Origin of the sequence: Phascolarctobacterium succinatutens (assembly GCF_023497905.1) — a bacterium.
GTDB lineage: Bacteria > Bacillota > Negativicutes > Acidaminococcales > Acidaminococcaceae > Phascolarctobacterium_A > Phascolarctobacterium_A succinatutens.
On record NZ_CP097284.1, the window covers coordinates 1,527,455 to 1,545,052 of the forward strand.

The 17,598-nt window shown below is 48.2% G+C and carries 15 protein-coding genes and 1 tRNA gene; 3 read left to right on the plus strand and 13 right to left on the minus strand.

The features are described 5' to 3' along the window. Positions 1-187 precede the first annotated feature (187 nt). The gene (locus tag M5E81_RS07265; protein WP_249747160.1) at positions 188-1,027 is read left to right on the plus strand and encodes an Rpn family recombination-promoting nuclease/putative transposase; all 840 of its coding nucleotides are present in this window, start codon (positions 188-190) and stop codon (positions 1,025-1,027) included. Positions 1,028-1,182: 155 nt separating this feature from the next. Here the strand turns inward: M5E81_RS07265 and M5E81_RS07270 are convergent, their stop codons facing one another. The 7 genes from M5E81_RS07270 to ppsA all read right to left on the minus strand — a co-directional run bounded on the left by M5E81_RS07270 (position 1,183) and on the right by ppsA (position 9,492). Further along, positions 1,183-2,889 carry an ABC transporter ATP-binding protein gene (locus tag M5E81_RS07270; protein ID WP_249747161.1) on the minus strand — a complete coding sequence of 569 codons (1,707 nt, stop codon included), beginning with the start codon at positions 2,887-2,889 and terminating at the stop codon, positions 1,183-1,185. Positions 2,890-3,155: 266 nt separating this feature from the next. Beyond that, positions 3,156-3,578 (minus strand): flavodoxin, encoded by a 423-nt coding sequence (locus M5E81_RS07275; protein ID WP_249747162.1) that lies wholly within the window; start codon positions 3,576-3,578, stop codon positions 3,156-3,158. 27 nt (positions 3,579-3,605) lie between these two features. Next, entirely contained in the window at positions 3,606-4,739 is a 1,134-nt protein-coding gene (locus M5E81_RS07280; RefSeq protein WP_249747163.1) for an ABC transporter substrate-binding protein, read from the minus strand. Positions 4,740-4,871: 132 nt separating this feature from the next. Continuing rightward, positions 4,872-5,399: a hypothetical protein gene (locus M5E81_RS07285; RefSeq protein WP_249747164.1), complete on the minus strand. Its 528-nt coding sequence runs from the start codon at positions 5,397-5,399 to the stop codon at positions 4,872-4,874. Then, positions 5,396-6,511 (minus strand): PilN domain-containing protein, encoded by a 1,116-nt coding sequence (locus M5E81_RS07290; RefSeq protein ID WP_249747165.1) that lies wholly within the window; start codon positions 6,509-6,511, stop codon positions 5,396-5,398. The genes M5E81_RS07285 and M5E81_RS07290 overlap by 4 nt, the downstream gene beginning before the upstream one ends. After that, a complete protein-coding gene (locus tag M5E81_RS07295) occupies positions 6,508-6,957 on the minus strand; it encodes a prepilin peptidase (RefSeq protein WP_050787130.1) in 450 nt (149 codons plus the stop codon). The genes M5E81_RS07290 and M5E81_RS07295 overlap by 4 nt, the downstream gene beginning before the upstream one ends. Positions 6,958-7,116: 159 nt before the next feature. After that, the gene (gene ppsA / locus M5E81_RS07300; protein WP_249747166.1) at positions 7,117-9,492 is read right to left on the minus strand and encodes a phosphoenolpyruvate synthase; all 2,376 of its coding nucleotides are present in this window, start codon (positions 9,490-9,492) and stop codon (positions 7,117-7,119) included. A 290-nt stretch (positions 9,493-9,782) separates the two neighbouring features. Here ppsA and M5E81_RS07305 point away from each other — a divergent pair, with 290 nt between their 5' ends. Further along, complete coding sequence (locus M5E81_RS07305; protein WP_249747167.1) at positions 9,783-10,223, plus strand: hypothetical protein; 441 nt, start codon at positions 9,783-9,785, stop codon at positions 10,221-10,223. Between the two features lie 96 nt (positions 10,224-10,319). Here the strand turns inward: M5E81_RS07305 and M5E81_RS07310 are convergent. From M5E81_RS07310 to M5E81_RS07330, 5 genes are all read right to left on the minus strand, one after another. Next, positions 10,320-10,395 (minus strand) — tRNA-Ala (locus tag M5E81_RS07310). 74 nt (positions 10,396-10,469) lie between these two features. Beyond that, complete coding sequence (gene pepT / locus M5E81_RS07315) at positions 10,470-11,714, minus strand: peptidase T (protein ID WP_249747168.1); 1,245 nt, start codon at positions 11,712-11,714, stop codon at positions 10,470-10,472. Between the two features lie 163 nt (positions 11,715-11,877). Further along, positions 11,878-12,765 (minus strand): IS3 family transposase, encoded by an 888-nt coding sequence (locus M5E81_RS07320; protein WP_040565032.1) that lies wholly within the window; start codon positions 12,763-12,765, stop codon positions 11,878-11,880. Then, positions 12,741-13,100 (minus strand): hypothetical protein, encoded by a 360-nt coding sequence (locus M5E81_RS07325; RefSeq protein WP_009145279.1) that lies wholly within the window; start codon positions 13,098-13,100, stop codon positions 12,741-12,743. Before M5E81_RS07325 ends, M5E81_RS07320 begins: the two co-directional genes overlap by 25 nt. A 229-nt stretch (positions 13,101-13,329) precedes the next feature. Continuing rightward, a complete protein-coding gene (locus tag M5E81_RS07330) occupies positions 13,330-14,883 on the minus strand; it encodes an AbgT family transporter (RefSeq protein WP_249747169.1) in 1,554 nt (517 codons plus the stop codon). Positions 14,884-15,134: 251 nt separating this feature from the next. Here M5E81_RS07330 and M5E81_RS07335 point away from each other — a divergent pair, with 251 nt between their 5' ends. Next, the gene (locus M5E81_RS07335; RefSeq protein ID WP_249747170.1) at positions 15,135-16,331 is read left to right on the plus strand and encodes a pyridoxal phosphate-dependent aminotransferase; all 1,197 of its coding nucleotides are present in this window, start codon (positions 15,135-15,137) and stop codon (positions 16,329-16,331) included. Positions 16,332-16,394: 63 nt separating this feature from the next. On the opposite strand, the gene M5E81_RS07340 is transcribed toward M5E81_RS07335, so the two are convergent. After that, the gene (locus M5E81_RS07340; RefSeq protein ID WP_249747171.1) at positions 16,395-17,558 is read right to left on the minus strand and encodes a CaiB/BaiF CoA transferase family protein; all 1,164 of its coding nucleotides are present in this window, start codon (positions 17,556-17,558) and stop codon (positions 16,395-16,397) included. Positions 17,559-17,598 lie beyond the last annotated feature (40 nt).

A 17,598-nucleotide genomic window follows, 5' to 3' on the forward strand; every position in this document is an offset into this window, starting at 1 on the left:
ATTAAATAAGCAGTATATCCTGCAGATGCATTTTCTGCAGAAGCTTAAGCAAGGCCATTTATCTGGTACATTCTAAGAGTAGTACAAACTGACGATTTTTTTATCGTCAGGGTACTGCTCTTTTTTTGTTTTTCCGCTGCTTATGTATTTTTTATTGCATCTGTGTTAAAATGAAAGAAGAAAAACCATGCAAGACCTGGCAACAAAATTTGCAAACATGACGATTCAAAGCGACTTCATCTTCAAAAAGGTTATGTCACGCAAACGCATCTGCAAGCATCTGCTGGAGGAACTGCTGCAGATAGAAATTGCTGACATTAACTACATTGAGGCAGAAAAGACGCTTGAGCCTGAGTACACCAGTCGCGGCATCCGCCTTGATATCATCGTAGCGGACGATAAAAACACACACTATAATCTGGAAATGCAGGTAAAAAACAAAAAGAATCCCCAAACCAAAGCCTTCGTTCTGCCCAAACGCTCGCGCTATTATCAGGCGCTGCTTGATTTTGATTTGCTGCAGGCAGGCCAGCCTTATGACCTATTGCCGCCGACCTTTATCATTTTCATCTGTATTTTTGATTTCTTTGAAAATGGTAATTATGTCTATACTTTTAAAAAGCGCTGCCTGGAGGATTTGGAGCTGGAGCTTCCGGATAAAGCAACCACCATGATTTTGAACACTAAGGGTACGCATGGCGAAATCTCTAAGGATCTCAAAAGCTTTTATGATTATGTAAACAATCACATTGTAACTACTGATTTCACCAAGCAGATTGATAATGAAATCAGCTATTTGAAACTCGATACGAAAGTGAGGCGAGAATATATGCTTATGGAAGCTCGTTTGTTAGACGAACGGCGTGAAGGTATTGCTGAAGGCAAAGCTATCGGCATTGCCAAAGGCGAAATCAATGCCAACATTGCTACTGCTAAACGTCTGTTAAGCATGGGACTTACTGTGCAGGATATTGCCAAAGCTACTTCTCTCCCAATTGAACAGGTTGAAGCGCTGAAAGCTGACTAAACTCAATACGAAAAAAATTAAACCAAAGCTCAAAAACCCATGTCCCGCCGAAATCGGCAAGACATGGGTTTTCTGTATTCTCAGCGCACGCTTTAGCAACAGCGTGCGCTATTTTATTATCTTCTGCAGTACGCCTGCATCCGCAAGCCTCTGCTTTACTCCTTCTGATACAAATCATAATAACGCCCTTTGCGCGCCAGCAGCTCCTCATGGCTGCCGCATTCCGCAACAGCACCCTCGTCAAGCACCACAATCTTGTCCGCATGACGGATGGTGGAAAGACGGTGCGCAATAATCAGCGTGGTGCGTCCTACCGCCAGCTCGTCTAGCTCCTTTTGTATCTGCTGCTCCGTAATATTGTCGAGCGCACTTGTAGCCTCATCCAGCACTACTACCGGAGGGTTTTTGAGAAAGACACGTGCAATCGCCAAACGCTGCTTCTGGCCGCCGCTCAGCTTCACGCCGCGCTCACCCACCTCGGTGTCGTAGCCAGCAGGCAGCTTTTGAATGAACTCATCGGCCGCCGCAGCCTTCGCTGCCGCCTGCACCTCGTCCGCTGTCGCATCCGGTTTGGCGTAGGCTATGTTGTAGCGCACGCTGTCGCCGAAGAGAAAGACATCCTGCTGCACCAGGCCGATTTGCCTGCGCAGCGATTCCTGCGTAAATTCACGGATATCGCAGCCGTCCAGCAGAATTCTGCCGCTCTGAGGCTCGTAAAAGCGCAGCAAAAGGCTGGCAATAGTTGTTTTGCCTGCTCCCGTAGCGCCCACAAAGGCCACAGTTTCACCTGCTGCCACGCTCAGCGAAAGGTTGCGGATAACAGGTCTGCCGTCCGCATAGGCAAAGCTGACGTTATCAAAGGTGATGTTCCCCTTGCAGGGCGGGCAAATTTTAGCATCCGGTGCATCAGTAATCTCGGGCTTTTCCTGCAGCAGCTCATAAAAACGCTTGAAGCCTGCCATACCGCGCTGATATACCTGAATGAAGCCTAAAAGCTGCATCAGCGGTTTCATAAACAGGCCCACGTAGAGGAAGAAGGCTACCAGCTCGCCAAAGCTCATCAGCCCCTTATTTATAAGCAAACCGCCTACTACGAGTATCGCTACATTGATAAAGTTGCTGAAGAATATCATGCTGCCGATAAAATAGGATTTAAACTTAAATGACTTTTTACAGGTTGCCAGATACGCATCCGCCTTTTCCATAAACTGCGCCATATCGCTGCGCTCACCGGCAAAGGCCTTGATCAGACGCACGCCGTTAATGCTTTCCGCAGCCTTGCCCGTTACCTCGCCCATTGCCACACGATTGGCAAAAAAGGCCTTTTTCATGCGCAGGTTGACGAAAACGGTATGCACCGCCTTCACCAGAAGCAGGAAGGCAATAAGGCTGCCCAGCATAGGATTCATGTAAATCAGAATAACCATCGTGCCAAGCATCGTCAGCCCACAGACGATAAGATCAATCGGCGCATTGCCTGCGAAGCCGTTAATTTCGCTCAAATCGCTGGTGAGGCGCGAAAGCAGCTGACCGCTTTTGTTTTTATCGTAAAAGCCGAAGGACAGCTTCTGCAGATGGCTGAATAAATCGCGGCGCATATCGCGTTCCATGGAATAGCTCATGGACTGCGCCCAGTAGATGATGCTGAAATGCATGCCGAAGTTTACCAGATACATGGCAAGCAGTGCTGCCGACCATTCAAGGAGCAGCGGCAGATTCTTAAGCGGCAGCTGCTGTTCCAGCATCAGCTTTACTACATAGGGAAAGAACAGCTCGAGCAGTGCGCGCAGCAATGAGCCAATCACGAGAAAGAGCAGGATGCCCTTATACGGTTTATAATAGCTGAGAAATGTTTTGAACATAAAGCTTTCCTATCCTCTATTCCTATATATTCCAAAACGCGGGCAGCAGCTTTTGCCGATGTCCCCGGCGTAAAACGCTGCCGCAGCATGATAATCTTTATTTTATAATGATACAGTCTACACTATATAGCAGGTATAAAGTCAATAGGATGTGTTCTTAAATAATATCGCAAGGCAAGTTATTTGCCAATTGCTATAACGCAAGCGCTTCACTAAAAAACTGCCCTTCTGAAAATCGAAAGGCAGTTTTTTGTGTTGCTTCAGCCTTACTCGGCAAGCAGCTTGCCTGCTTCCGCCAGCTTGGCCATTGCTTCGTCATCGGGAGCACCCAATGCCAGTACGCCGTCAGCTACAAGTGTTGCGCCAGCATCCTTAACGCGTGCTTCCCAATCCTGCATGTAGCTTCCGCCCCAGCCATAGGAGCCGAAGATCGCTACCTTTTTGCCTGCCAGCTTGCCTTCCAGCTCGGTGAAAAACGGCTCGAATTCGCATTCCTCCAGCACCTCTGCGCCCATTGCCGGGCAGCCCAGTGCCAGAGCGTCATAGCCTGCAGCCTCGTCAGCAGTGATTTCGCTGATATTTTTTACAACAGCCTCCGCACCGGCAGCGTTAATTGCTTCTGCAACAGCGTCAGCCATCATTTGTGTGTTACCGGTACCGGTCCAAAAAATTACAGGAATTTGTTTCATGATTATGTCCTCCTTTTGCTTTAAACTTTACTTTTGATAATAACCCTGGATTTGTTCCAGCAGAAAATCAGCACCCTTTTCGCCCATAAACGGCAGGTGTGTTGCCACCACACCGTTCATAAACGGCGTGCTGATGAGCACCTTCATGTTGCTTGCATCTGCCTGCGTGAGCGCCACGTCATCCGCGAAAAGCAACTTGTCGCGCAGCTCACGTATTTCCTGCAGCCATTCGCCCTCCTCGGCGTAGGCTTCTACATCTGCCGCCGGTTCGGTGATGGCCTTCAGGCTGTGCGCGCACATTTTATGCGTCACGGTGATGCCTGCCTGCGCCAGGAAAGTGCTCACACCCTGCACCAGGTCATAATCACCCTTGACAGCGGCCTGCCTTGGCTTGCTGCCGCCCATGGTAATCAGCATCACGATTTCGGGATTTTCCTTGGCTACGAATTCCATGCTCAGCGGAATGTAGCTGCTGTCCTTCACGTTTTCGGCCTTGTCCGCAATGTTCATAGCGCCCAGACGCTCTGCCAGATCACCGCCAAAGCTCTTTTTGGTGGACATGTTGAAGCTGTCCGGCGAGCCGAAGATGATCAGCACCTTCGGTCCCCTGCCCTTCTGTACGTCCTGCGTCAGCGCAGCATATTCCTTTTCTATCTGCGCACGCTTGACGGCAGCTTCCTTTTCTCTGCCGGCAAAGCAGCCAAAATCGTCTATGCTTTTCAGCACATCCTCATAGGAGTTTATCATGTTCAGGTAAAGCGGCACGCCGGCCATTTCCAGAGGCTTGCGCAGCATTACGTGGAAGGGTACGTTGGTACCTACAACCAGATCAGGCTTCAAGCTCATGATTTTTTCCAGATTCGGCGCGTGGATCATGCCTACTTCAGGGATGTCCTTAATGCTTTCCTTGATGTCGTTGGGATATGAAGTGCTGGTAGGTCTGCCGACGGCCTTGCCACCGATGGAGGCGAAGATTTCCAGATTGGAGGCATTGAAAAAGACGATTCTTTTGGGCTCCGCGGGGATGTGTACCTTGGCGCCGGTGCTGTCGGTTACGCTGACGGCGGCGTTGGCTGCGAGCTTGTGCTGGCCTCTTGCCAGCAGGAAGTAGCCTGCCAGGGCTATGATTACGACAAATACGAGTAAGATATATTTTTTCATACGCAACTTCCTTTACAATATTAGCCAATGCTATCTTTAAAATTTAATTAGCCTACTCTAACTTTACTATGACATTATCTTATAAGATGAGGGTTTTGTCAAGATAAAATTAGCGTAGGCTAATTGGGTGAATCAGTTTATGGTATGCAATTCCAGTGAGATATCCATTTTCAGCACTTCTTTTGCCTGCATGTCGCTTTGCAAGCGCAGCTCTTTAAACTTGCAGCCGTCGCGTTCTGCCTGCCGCAGCCAACGCAGCAGGGAATAAAAATTGCCGACAACACTTATTTTCACTGTCTGTAGCTGCAGGCCCTGCTGCAAAGGCACAGGATTTCCCTCCATCTGCATGCTGTTTAGCAGAATACTTTGCGCTTGTGCCTGCTTTTGCAGGCGCTGCAAGAGGTTGTTTAAATTCAGATTATGCTCTACCTGCTGCTCTAATTTTTTTTGCTTATCCAATAGCTTGATTTTATATGTTTTATAATCACTGTGTTCATCAGCAAAGCGAATCTGCTGTGTCAGTTTTCTCTGCAACTTCTGTATCTGCTCTACCGTCAGTTGCCGTTCAGTCAAAAGCTCCCATGCCTGCATTCCCATGCCTACAACCAACACGAAGGCTATGCAGGCAAGCAGATTAATTGTTTTTTCTCCTGCTTTCATTGCTTGCCCTCCTTCATCTGCAGCTGCAGTTTATAAACAAGAACGTTACCCTGCTGCTGCGATTGCAGAAGCTCTACTCTGCTGTAATTTCCACATTTTTGCAGTTGCTCCACAAAGCTTTCTAAAGCCAAATTATCCACCGCCTGACCCTGCAGCACTAAAGGCTTTTTGCTGCCGTTGTATTCCAGCAGAGTCAGCCAACAGCCGGGAATCATCTGGCGGCAGATGCGTTCCAACTCACCAACCGCCTCCTTCGAAGGTTTAGACGCTGTAGCCAACAGCTTTTCCAAACGCTGACATCTATGTTCCACAGCCTTGCTTTCCTGCATACGCTGCTCCCACTCCGCATACTGCGCTAATCGCTGCTCCACCTCCCGCAAATCGCGTTGCGCCAGATAACAGCCTCCCCAGGCCCCGCCATAAGCTAACAGTGCCAAAGCCAAGGCAGCACCGCTGACCTTAGGCAGCCAGCGTCCAAAAGCGGCCGCTGCACCATGCAAATACTTTTGCTTCTGTCTATATACAGTCGGCAGCTGCTTACCGGTAAACCACTTCTCTGCAGCTTCATCAAACGTCATGTCGCTTAACAAAATGCCCTGCAGCTTTAAAAGCAAGCTGCTGCACAGATGCTCCAGCTCAGCGCGTGATGTATCCTGTAAGGCCGTAAAAGTTACCTGATATTGCTGTTCTCCTGCTTCACTAAATTCTGTTGCCTCAAAGCTATAAGTATAGTCCTCTTCAGGCCAAGGAACACTCTGCTGTATCTCCCATTTTAAGACAGCCTGCAGTTCACGCCGCCGCATTGAAGGCAACACCATCTGTTCAGAATGCATCATTGCTGCTGCAGGCAGCAATAAAACCATCGCACCTTCTTCCACCTCACGCTTCAAAAGCATTTCACGTAAAGTATCGGCAAGTCTTTGCTTATTTGTCAGGCACTCTTCATCTAGCTGCTCCTGCCAGCTATGCTCACCATTCTGCCAATATGCCACCTGCCCCGTTTGCAGCGACAGCAGCAAAAGCGCCTGCTTAAGGCGCCATCGGCAGCGCAAAGCGCACAGTACAGGCTCAAACAGCTCCTCAACACTAATACTTTTACCATACTTCATCATAAGAACATCCTCCAATACCATGTAATGATTTCTCTACCCCAAAAATATGCAGTGACTGCCGCCGCACACAAAAACGGTCCGAAGGGAATCGCCTGTTTCAGCTTCCCACGCCTGCACAGCAACAGTAATGCTCCCACAATGCCACCGCTGATAAAGGCAAGCAGCAAACACAATACTCCCTGCTCTAAACCGAGCCAGATACCCAACGCCGGCGCCAACTTAACATCGCCCTCGCCCATACCGCCGCGGCTGGCAAAATACAGCACCAACATTATTGCCAAAATAATTCCAGCGCCGTAAGCAGCATCAAAAAGCTGCCTCTCATACCACGCGCGTACTAAGCCAACCGCCGCTAAAATTAATGTTGTCTTGTCATAAAGCAGCATAGATTTCAGATCGGTATAGGTGTGATAAAGCAATCCAAGAACAAAAATAACGGAAAACATGAATACCTCCTTAAATTTTTCCAGAAAAAAGCAAATAGGACCCCTGCATTGCATTACTACAATACAGGAGTCCTAAAACTCTTTACTGCATATTTACTTTTTCTGCTTCCAGATAAAGCCAATGCGCTTGACTACAGAGCTGAAAGTCTTGCTTGCTAATTACCAGTTCAGGTCCTCAACCTCTTGACGGCCTTTGCCGGTCAGAGCATCCATCATGATGCGTTGCTCGATTTGAGCAGCCAGCTTCTTGGTGAACTTAACAGTATCCGGATTAACGGACATGCTGTCGATACCGCTCTTAATGAGGAACTCGCAGAACTCAGGATATACGCTCGGAGCCTGACCGCAGATAGAAACGGTCTTGCCATCCTTATGAGCAACCTCGATCAGGTGACGAATTGCACGGCGTACAGCCAGGTTACGTTCGTCATAGATATGGGAAACAGTATCGTTATCACGGTCGCAGCCCAGAACCAGCATGGTCAGGTCGTTGGAACCGATGGAATAGCCATCAACAAATTTGTTGAACTGGTCAGCCAGGATGATGTTGGACGGAATCTCAGCCATCAGCCAAACCTTGAAGTCCTTACCACGGGACAGACCGCAGTCAGCCATAATCTTGGTAACCTTTTCGCATTCCTCTACGTTACGGCAGAACGGAATCATAACGTTCAGGTTCTTCAGGCCGAACTCTTCGCGAACTTTGCGAACAGCCATGCATTCGAGCTTGAATGCTTCGATATATTTAGGATCATAGTAACGGGAAGCACCGCGCCAGCCCAGCAGAGCGGAAGGCTCGTTCGGCTCGAATTCGTCGCCGCCCTTCAGGTCGCGGTATTCGCTGGACTTGAAGTCGGAGAAGCGCATGGTTACCGGTCTCGGAGCCATAGCCTGGCAAACTTGGCGGATGCCTTCAGCCAGTTGGTCTACAACCTTTTCCGGTTGACCGATTTTGATCAGATACAGCGGATGTTCATGGATATAAGTAGTCCAGATGAACTCTTCGCGCATCAGACCGATGCCGTCGCAAGGCAGAGTAGCATATTTTTCAGCCAGCTCAGGATCGCCCAGGTTCATATAAATCTTGGTGCCGGTCGGTGGGAAATATTCAGCAGCAGCAACTACTTGTTGTGCCGGCTGTTCAGCCTTCGGCTCTTCGATGATGCCTTCATAAACAACACCATGAGTAGCATCAATGGTTACGTCAATGCCATCGGGAATGGTGGTGGTAGCAGCTTCGCCACGGCTCTTGGTACCTACGATACAGGGAATGCCCAGCTCGCGGGATACGATAGAAGCATGGCAGGTCATTCCGCCGCTATCGGTTACGATTGCTTTCGCTTTCTTCATAGCCGGTACCCAGTCAGGAGCGGTCATTTCGGTTACGAGGATTTCGCCTTCCTTGAACTCGTCGATATGGGACGGATCCAAAATTACATGTACGCGGCCTGCTACATTACCAGGGCTGGCAGGCAAGCCTTTAACGATAACTTTGCGATCAGTAGTCACTTTCTTCTCCTCTTTCGGTGCACCATTTTCTTTGTTACGACGGCTCCATACGGTTTCAGGACGGGCTTGCAGGATGTAAACCTTGTTATCGCGCTCGTCAACGCCCCATTCCATGTCCATGTAGCAGCCATAGTGTGCTTCAATTTTCTTAGCGCATTCAGCCAATTGTTTTATTTGCTCATCAGTCAGCTTCTGCTCGTTTTGCTCATCCAGCGGAACAACAACTTCTTCGCAGTCGCCGTCAGCTTTACGGATCAGCTTAATGTCCTGAGCGTTAACGTTCTTTTCAACAATCTCGCAGGTAGCTTTATTTACAGTATAGTTATCCGGAGTTACGGTGCCTTGAACAACATATTCGCCCAAGCCCCATGCGCCTTCGATGAGGATGTTCTTGTCGTCGCCGGTAGCAACGTTAACAGTGAACATAACGCCTGCAGCCTTGGAGAATACCATCATCTGTACTGCAGCGCTCAGTGCTACATCCAGATGATCAAAGCCTTGTTTTTCACGGTAGTAAACCGCACGGTCGGTAAAGCAGGAAGCATAGCATTCCTTAACCTTAGCAACGATGGTTTCTGCACCCTTTACGTTCAGGTAGGTGTCCTGCTGGCCTGCAAAGCTTGCATCCGGCAAATCCTCTGCGGTAGCGCTGCTGCGAACAGCAACGAACGGATCAGCCTGGCCAACCTTTTCACCCAGCTCTTTGTAAGCTTGGGCAATCATGTCCTGCAGATCCTGCGGCATTTCTTCGTCCATAATTGCCTGGCGGACCTTAGCGCAAACCTCGCGCAGCTGAGCGCTGTTGTCTACGTCCAGACCGGCAATTAAAGCTTTGATCTTTTCGTACAGACCGGTCTTTTCAAAGAAGTATCTGTAAGCGCAGGCAGTAGTTGCGAAGCCATACGGTACAGGTACGTCAACATGAGAGGTCAGCTCGCCCAAGGAAGAAGACTTACCACCGGCGATTGCTACGTCTTTTCTCTCCAGCTGGTCAAACCACAGCAGGAATGCTTTTTCTTTCTCCATAATAATTTGCTCCTTTTAAAATACTATACTTTTTTCTGGGGAAATCCTTAATATAGTGTATACTATATCACATTTAAAGGGCATATTCAAGCGATTTCTGCAGTTTTTTTAGATTTTTTGTAGAAAATTCACCGGCATGCTATAATACAGATAAAAGTGAGGTGCGTGCCATGAATTTTATCGACAGCTTTTGCAGTAACATAAAAAAGGTAATTGCCCTTATAGCTTTAATACTCCTTTTAACGCTCGTTATTTTAATTTTTACGCATACATCATTAGGCTATTTTCTTGTGCTGCTGCCCATAACACTGCTGATTATTTACCTTTTACATAAGATAAAAGAGCTGGATGAACAAGAAAGCTTCTTCCACAGCGTAGTTTTAGCCGTTCTGGCTTTTATTTTAGTTCTCTGTGGACTGCCGAAGGAGGGAGTATTGCTTTCCGCCGTTGTCTATGCCGCAAAGCTTTTGTACAAATACAATAGGATGCTGCATCCGCAGGAGGAAGAACAGCAATACAATAATAATATGAATAATATAGAAGCAGACAGCGCCGATGCTTACGTTCCCCTTATCACCTATGACGATACCTGCCCCGACGACGGCGAGGACTATGGCCCTGAAGGCAGCGTTATCTGGGGACCGCGTACTATCGAAGAAAAGATCTATATCAACAGCAAATGGTACATCAACGAAAACAGCGAGGAATGGGAAGAAAACGAAGGCTGCTGAGCCATTAAACAATTTACTCAGACGCTCATACACATGGGCGTCTTTTTTTGCGCACAAAAAAGCGGTCCTACCAAAGTAAGACCGCTAATTAACGATTGGTGGAGACGAGGAGAATCGAACTCCTGACCCCCTGCTTGCAAGGCAGGTGCTCTCCCAGCTGAGCTACGCCCCCAAAAGGCTTCGCGCGCATTTGCGTCGGAAACAAGTAATATTTTACAGGAAAGCGACGCATTTGTCAAGCATTTTTTATTTGGTAATCAGCTCAACCAGCTTCAATGTCATCAGGCAGGATTTTTCCACTGCAGCCATCGGCATAAACTCGCAGTTGGAGTGGAAGTTGAGCGCGCCGGTGAAATAGTTCGGCGTCGGGATGCCCTTGGTGGAAATAAAGGAACCGTCGGTGCCGCCGCGCATAGCGATATCCTTCGGCTCGATATCCAACTCCTTCATAGCCTCGAAAATGTACTCAACGCATTTTCTGTTGTCATCGTTCAGCGCATCGGCAATGTTGCCGTATACGTCGGTGATGTTCAGCTCAATGCCGGCCTTCGGATTCTTGGCCTGTATATATTCCACAGAATGACGGATGAACTCCTTGCGTGCTTCATACATCTTTTTATTATGGTCGCGGATTTTGATATCCAAAGTTGCTTCCGCAGCGTTGGATTTAATAGACTGCACCCAGATAAAGCCTTCGGTGCCCTCGGTGTGCTCCGGAGTCTGCATTCTGTCGAAGCAGTTGATGATATCTACAGCAACCAGCGCCGGGTTGACCAAAGTGTTCTTAGCGGACATCGGATGTGCGGTTACGCCCTTGATTTTGATGTGTGCGCTGCCTGCATTAAAGGTTTGGTATACAACCTCGCCCAGCTCGCAGCAGTCAATGGTATAAGCAAATTCAACCGGGAACTTGCTGAAATCCATCTTCTTGGAACCGCAGAGGCCAACCTCTTCATCCGGAACAAAGGCTACATAAATTTCGCCGTGCGGACGGTTTTCCTTAATGATGGTTTCCAGTGCTACCATCAGGTTGGCAACAGCAGCCTTGTTATCTGCGCCCAGTACGGAGGTACCGTCGGTGGTGATAAGGTCGCTGCCGATATATTTGTTAAGCTCAGGATGCTCGCTTACCTTAATGTAGATTTGCTTTTCAGCGTTCAGCAGTACATCGCCGCCCTGATAGTTTTTCACAATCTGCGGATGTACCTCGGGAGAAAGGTTTACGTCAACGGTATCCATATGCGCAACCCAGCCTACATTCGGCACGGGAGCGTGACCTGCAGGCAGGTTAGCCGGCAGACGGCCGGTCAGCACGCAGAATTCACTGATTTCCAGGTCCACCAGACCAAGCTCAGCCAAATCCTCCTTCAGCAGCTTAGCCATATCCCATTGGCCGGGATTACTTGGGACAACAGCACAGCCCTCCTTACTTTGGGATGGTACGGCAGCGTAACGTAAAAAGCGTTCAGTCAAACGTTCTTGCAAAGACATTTTCAAAGACCTTCTTTCATAAATACATATAACACCCTTCCGTCTGCTCGCTATGCTCGCAGCCACCTCCCCTTTGAGGGGAGGCAAGGTGAATTAGCTATATGCACTAGTCAACAAATTTTAGACACAAATCATAAAAAAATATACAACAAAAAATTATCTGTTAGTCAGATATCCGTTCGTAATGCAACTTGCGATATTGAGTTGGCGTCAGATAGTTTAACGAATAAGCTGGACGCTGTTCATTAAAGAAGTGAATATATTCTTTTACTTCATCTACAACAGGCCTTTCGCCTGTTACATGAAAATCGGTAAACATTTCTGCCTTTATCCAACCATTAATCGCTTCCATTGCTGCATTGTCGGTAGGTGTTCCGGCACGAGACATGGAATGAGTAATGCTATACATTGGCAACAAGTCGTTAAATGCCTTAGATGTGTAAACAGATCCTTGGTCTGAATGCAAGATCATTTCATATTCCGGATACTGCTTCTTTAAAGCAATTAAATCCTCCAGACCGCTAATATATGTCATACGGTCACCACGTTTGGAAGATAGAGAATGGCTTACAATTTCATTATTCCAAAGATCCATATACAATGTTAGCTCATAATAGATCCCTTTTACATAAAAAGCAGTCATATCGCTTACAATACATTGCAGTGGTCCGTCAATCTGTATTTCTGTCATAAGCAGATTAGGAAAAACACGGTATGAATCTCCTGGCTTTTTGTATTTATAATGCTTGGCTTGACTCTTAATGCCAGTGATTTTACAGCACTTATGTGCATATGCATCTGAAAGTACAAGACCAGTATCCAAACGAATCTTAGCGTTAAGCCAACGATACCCATGAGAAGGAAACTTAGCATGGTACTCTTTAAAAAGTAAAATATTGCTAAGCAGGCTCTTCATTCTTGTAGAAGGATGCGCAAGCTTCTTTTTCCAAGCATAGAAACTACTGCGCTGGATATTCATGGTTTCGCATATAAGTTTTACTGGAAATTCTCCGGAAAGCTCTAATACTACTTGGTATTCTTCTTGCCGTATAGAATTACTGTACCATCCCCTTTCACCGCATAGCCTTTTTTTAATCTGGCTTCTGCAATTCTTGCTTTAAGCAATTCACGAATTAATTCTTCCTTGGTCATGGATTGAAAGTCATCCGTATTTGCAGAAAGTGCTGGGGAATCGGGACGTATTATATTACATTTTTGTTGTTTACAATTTTTTGCAGGCAGGTTATTTGCATCTCTGTACATACGCATATAAGTGCGTGCTGTACCTTCGCAAATTTTATATAACTCTGCAGCTTGATAGCGAGTAATCTCACTGTCATATATTCGTCGACCAATGTCTAATTTTTCTTGTTTAGTGTATTTCATGGTAAACCTCCTGTTTAGACTGAAGTATTCCTTGTTCAGTGATATATATATTGGTGTATTCCATTATATATTATCTGTACAAAAAATACCCCCTCTGTGTCTAAAATAAGTTTACCACTTCAATAGGACAAGAGAAGAGCTTGCATGATGTCACCCCTCTCCGCCTCGACAAGCTCGGCACCTCTCCCCGAGGAGAGGCTCTCTTCATTATATCATCTCTGAAATAATATTACATTATGCGTCTGGGGTATACGTAGTCAGCTTGTAATCCCAACGGTATATCCATAAACCAGAAAGCATACAGCATAATAGTCAGGGTGACGAGTAACGTAATAGTATACGGCAGCATCAGTGAGCTCAGTGTACCGATACCGGCGCTCTTCACGTACTTCTGGCAGTAGAGGATAATCAGCGGGTAGAACGCAAACATCGGAGTTACAACGTTAACCGCAGAGTCACTAACGCGGAAGGCAACCTGAGTCAGCTCCGGCGCAATACCTACAGCCATCAGCATCGGTACGAAGATAGGTGCCAGAATTGCCCACTTAGCGGAAGCAGAGGTAATAATCAGGTTCAGCATCGCAACGAAGATGATGATGCCGAAAATAGTTACCTGCGGCGGCAATGCCAGGGACTTCAGGAACTCGGCACCGGCAATCGCAATCAGCGCGCCCATGTTGGAAGCACCGAAGGCATAGAGGAACTGCGCAGCGAAGAAGTAGAATACAATCAGCTGCACCAGAGTTTTGGTGATATCCTCCATCGCAGTGGTAACATCCTTCGGAGATTTGAATTTTTCTACCATTACGCCGTAGGTCAGACCGACAGCGCCGGTGAAAACAAACAGCAGAGAAACGATGGACTGCATAATCGGCGCCTTGAAGCTTGCCAGCATACCCTTGTCATCGCGGAAGATGGAATCAGCTGGCAGCAGCAGGTACACAAGCAGCGCAATCATCACGATCAAAAGGCCGGTAGCAGCGTAGAAGGCACGGTTTTCTTTGGGAGTTACGGCAGTGTTGCCGTCCTCGCCTACCTCGATATCATCATCGAGCGGGCAGTTTTTCCATAGCCAAGGCTCAACAATTTTTTCCGTCACCCACCAGCAGCTGGGGATTACGAGGAAGGTTGCACCGAAGGCGTAGAAATAGTTGCACAGTACGTTAACCTGATAAGACGGGTCGATAATCTGCGCAGCGCTCTGGGTGAAGCCCTGAATAACCGGGTCAATTGCGGACGGAGTATAGTTGGCAGCGAAGGCACCGGCAATGCCTGCGAAGGATGCGCCGATACCTGCCAGCGGATGCTTGCCGCTCGCATAATACATGTAAGCCGCAACCGGGATGATGATTACATAGCCGGTATCGGGACCGAGATGGCTCAGCATACCGACGAGAATAATAATCGGGGTAATCAAAAACTTAGGCGTAACAGCCAGAATTTTTTTCAGCGCAGTATTAATGTAGCCGGAGCCGTCAGCAATACCGATACCCAGGGTAGCAACGATTACCATGCCCAGCGGCGGGAAGCCGGAATAGTTGGTAACCATCTTGCTTAACAGTGCAACAAGGTTTTTGCCGCTCAACATATTGTTGACTACAATTTCCTTGCCGGTAGTGGGATGCACATAACCAAAGTGCATCGTCGAAAGAATTGCTGACATAATGCAGCAGATGATAAACGCACCGATGAACAAAATCGTGATATCGGGGATTTTGTTGCCGACGCGTTCAATCAGGCCGAGGATGCCGCCGGTCTGATTTTTTGCTTGCGTTGTTTGCATAGGGGACAATCACTCCTTCAAAAAATTAAAAATAACGTTCCTATTATAGCATTTTTTTAATATTTATGCAAAAGCATTCTGCAAACGACAACCATTTGCCAAACTGCTTCTTCAAAAAGTGCTTGCGTCAAAAAGTCAAATGTATACAGTATTAATATTTTACTATATACAATCTCGGCAAAATCTGTGCTATAATAAACAAAGCAGTTACAACTGCCCCAAACAATAAATAATAGCAAGGAGTTTTTTTCATGATACTTTCTCAACGTATTCAAAGCCTGACAGCATCTCCTATCAGAAAGCTGTCCCCGTATGCTGACGCAGCCAAGGCTGCAGGTAAAAAGGTTTATCATCTGAACATCGGACAGCCTGATATTGCCACTCCGGCACAATTCATGGACAGTGTGCGTGAATTCCAGGCACCGGTAATCGCCTACAGCAATTCCAAGGGCGAAATGTTCCTTCTGAAGGCTATACAGAAATATTATGCAGAAAAAGGCATGGATTATGCTATTGAAGATATTTTCGTTACCAACGGCGGCAGCGAGGCCCTGATTTTCGCAGTTATGGCTCTGTGCGACCCCGGCGACGAAATCATGGTTTTCGAACCCTTCTACGCTAACTACACCACCTTCTGCAAGGAGTTCGGCGCTAAAATCAACGCTGTTCCTACCAGCGTAGAAAACGGTTACCACCTGCCCAGCGAAGAAGAAATCGAAAAGCACATTACTCCGAAAACCAAAGCAATTCTGCTCACCAACCCCGGCAATCCTACCGGCGTAGTTTATACCGAAGAAGAACAGGATATGATTTCCCGCATCGTGCGCAAGCATAACCTGGCTTTAATCGCTGACGAAGTATACCGTGAATTCGTTTATGACGGAGCATATCGCAGCTTCGGCACCATGCCCGAATTAGACGACAACCTGATCATCATCGATTCCGTTTCCAAACGCTACAGCGCCTGCGGTGCGCGCATCGGCTGCATCATCAGCAAAAACAAAGAGCTCAGCAAGCAGGTTATCAAATGCTGCCAGGCTCGTCTGTGCAGCCCGATTCTGGAGCAGGTCGGTGCAGCAGCTCTGTACACCACTCCGGCAAGCTATCTGGAAGAGGTTAACAAGGAATACAAAAAACGCCGCGACACCATCGTGGCAGCTTTGAAGAAGCTCCCCGGCGTGAAGGCTTCCGACCCGAAGGGCGCTTTCTACATCATGGTTAACATGCCTGTTGACGATGCAGAAAAATTTGCTATCTGGACTCTGGAAAACTTCGCTATCGACGGCGAAACCGTTATGTTTGCTCCCGGCAACGGCTTCTACAACACCCCCGGCAGTGGCGTCAATGAAGCACGCCTTGCTTATGTATTAAAGAGCGAGGATCTGGAGCGCGCTATCTACATTCTGGGCGAAGCACTCAAAGCATATCCCGGCCGTGTAGAAAAATAAGCTCACAAAAACTTTAAAGCTTACCAAAAAATCAGACCTCCTGAAAATTCAGGAGGTCATTTTTTATTTGCTCTGCAATGCTTCCGCCAGCAGTTTTTCATCGGCAATAGCCTGCGACAGCACCAGCTGCGTATCCTCGCCCAGACGCGGCGCACGCTTCCGCAGCGCGGCCGGCGTTTTGCTCAGCTTCATGGCAAAGCCCAGCTGCCGATAGCTGCCAAGCTCTGCGTCCTCTACGTTCAGCACCATCTCGTTGGCCTTGGTCTGCTCCGCAGCCACCGCCTCGGCAAAATCCAGCACCGGCGTTACGCAGGTATCCTTGCCCGCCAGCAGCTGCTCCCATTCGGGCAGCGTGTGTTTGGCAAATTCCAGCGACAGCTGCTGCTTTAAGTAGTCGTGGTTAGCATCATCATCTATCAGGTCCGTCATATCGGGGCGCTGCAGCACAGCGCACAGGTTGCTCCAGAACTTCTTCTCCAGGCAGCCCACCGCAAGGTAGCGTCCTTCCTTCGTCGCATAAATATTGTAGTTGGCGTTGGCACCCGTCAGCCAGTTGTTGCCGCGTTCCGCCACAAAACCGCTGCCGAAGTACAGGCTGGCAGCACCGGGCATCAGCGTCATCGCCACATTATACAGCGAAATATCTATTTCCTGCCCCTCGCCCGTCATCTGTGCATGGCGCAGCGCAATCATAATGCTCATGCCCGCCGCCATCGACGCATTCATATCCGCCATCAGCACGCCCGGAATCGCCGGCTTGCCCTGCGCCTCACCGCTCATAGCGGTAATGCCTGCCAAGCTCACATAACCGATATCATGGTCGGCCTGCTTGGCCAGCGGCCCCTTTTTGCCGTAGCCTGTCAGCGAGCAGTAGATAATTCGCGGATTCACTGCCTTCGCCGCCGCATAGTCAATGCCCAGCTTCGTCAGTACGCCCGGACGATAGCTTTCCACCACCACGTCGGCGGTTTTCACCAGCTCCAGAAACGCCTTGCGTCCCGCATCCGACTTCAGGTTAAGCACTACGCTCTTTTTATTGCGGTTCAGCTGCAGATGCCAGTAACCGAAATCCTTGAGGAACGGCGGAAAGCTGCGGGCATAATCACCCCGTCCCGGCTCCTCGATTTTAATAACCTCCGCGCCGAAATCGGCCAGCAGCATTGTACAATACGGTCCCGGCAGCAGCCGTGACAAATCAAGCACACGAATACCCTCTAAAGCCTGCACAATAACGCCCCCTTAACAGCAGCATATTTTTAGACTGAGT

Excerpts from the sequence above, each read along its gene's own strand:
- M5E81_RS07325 (WP_009145279.1), bottom strand. The coding sequence starts at position 13,100 with ATGAAATACACTAAACAAGAAAAATTAGACATTGGTCGACGAATATAT.
- pepT (WP_249747168.1), bottom strand. The coding sequence starts at position 11,714 with ATGTCTTTGCAAGAACGTTTGACTGAACGCTTTTTACGTTACGCTGCC.
- M5E81_RS07285 (WP_249747164.1), bottom strand. The coding sequence starts at position 5,399 with ATGAAAGCAGGAGAAAAAACAATTAATCTGCTTGCCTGCATAGCCTTC.
- M5E81_RS07280 (WP_249747163.1), bottom strand. The coding sequence starts at position 4,739 with ATGAAAAAATATATCTTACTCGTATTTGTCGTAATCATAGCCCTGGCA.
- M5E81_RS07335 (WP_249747170.1), top strand. The coding sequence starts at position 15,135 with ATGATACTTTCTCAACGTATTCAAAGCCTGACAGCATCTCCTATCAGA.
- M5E81_RS07330 (WP_249747169.1), bottom strand. The coding sequence starts at position 14,883 with ATGCAAACAACGCAAGCAAAAAATCAGACCGGCGGCATCCTCGGCCTG.
- M5E81_RS07270 (WP_249747161.1), bottom strand. The coding sequence starts at position 2,889 with ATGTTCAAAACATTTCTCAGCTATTATAAACCGTATAAGGGCATCCTG.
- M5E81_RS07295 (WP_050787130.1), bottom strand. The coding sequence starts at position 6,957 with ATGTTTTCCGTTATTTTTGTTCTTGGATTGCTTTATCACACCTATACC.
- ppsA (WP_249747166.1), bottom strand. The coding sequence starts at position 9,492 with ATGGAGAAAGAAAAAGCATTCCTGCTGTGGTTTGACCAGCTGGAGAGA.
- M5E81_RS07265 (WP_249747160.1), top strand. The coding sequence starts at position 188 with ATGCAAGACCTGGCAACAAAATTTGCAAACATGACGATTCAAAGCGAC.
- M5E81_RS07290 (WP_249747165.1), bottom strand. The coding sequence starts at position 6,511 with ATGATGAAGTATGGTAAAAGTATTAGTGTTGAGGAGCTGTTTGAGCCT.
- M5E81_RS07275 (WP_249747162.1), bottom strand. The coding sequence starts at position 3,578 with ATGAAACAAATTCCTGTAATTTTTTGGACCGGTACCGGTAACACACAA.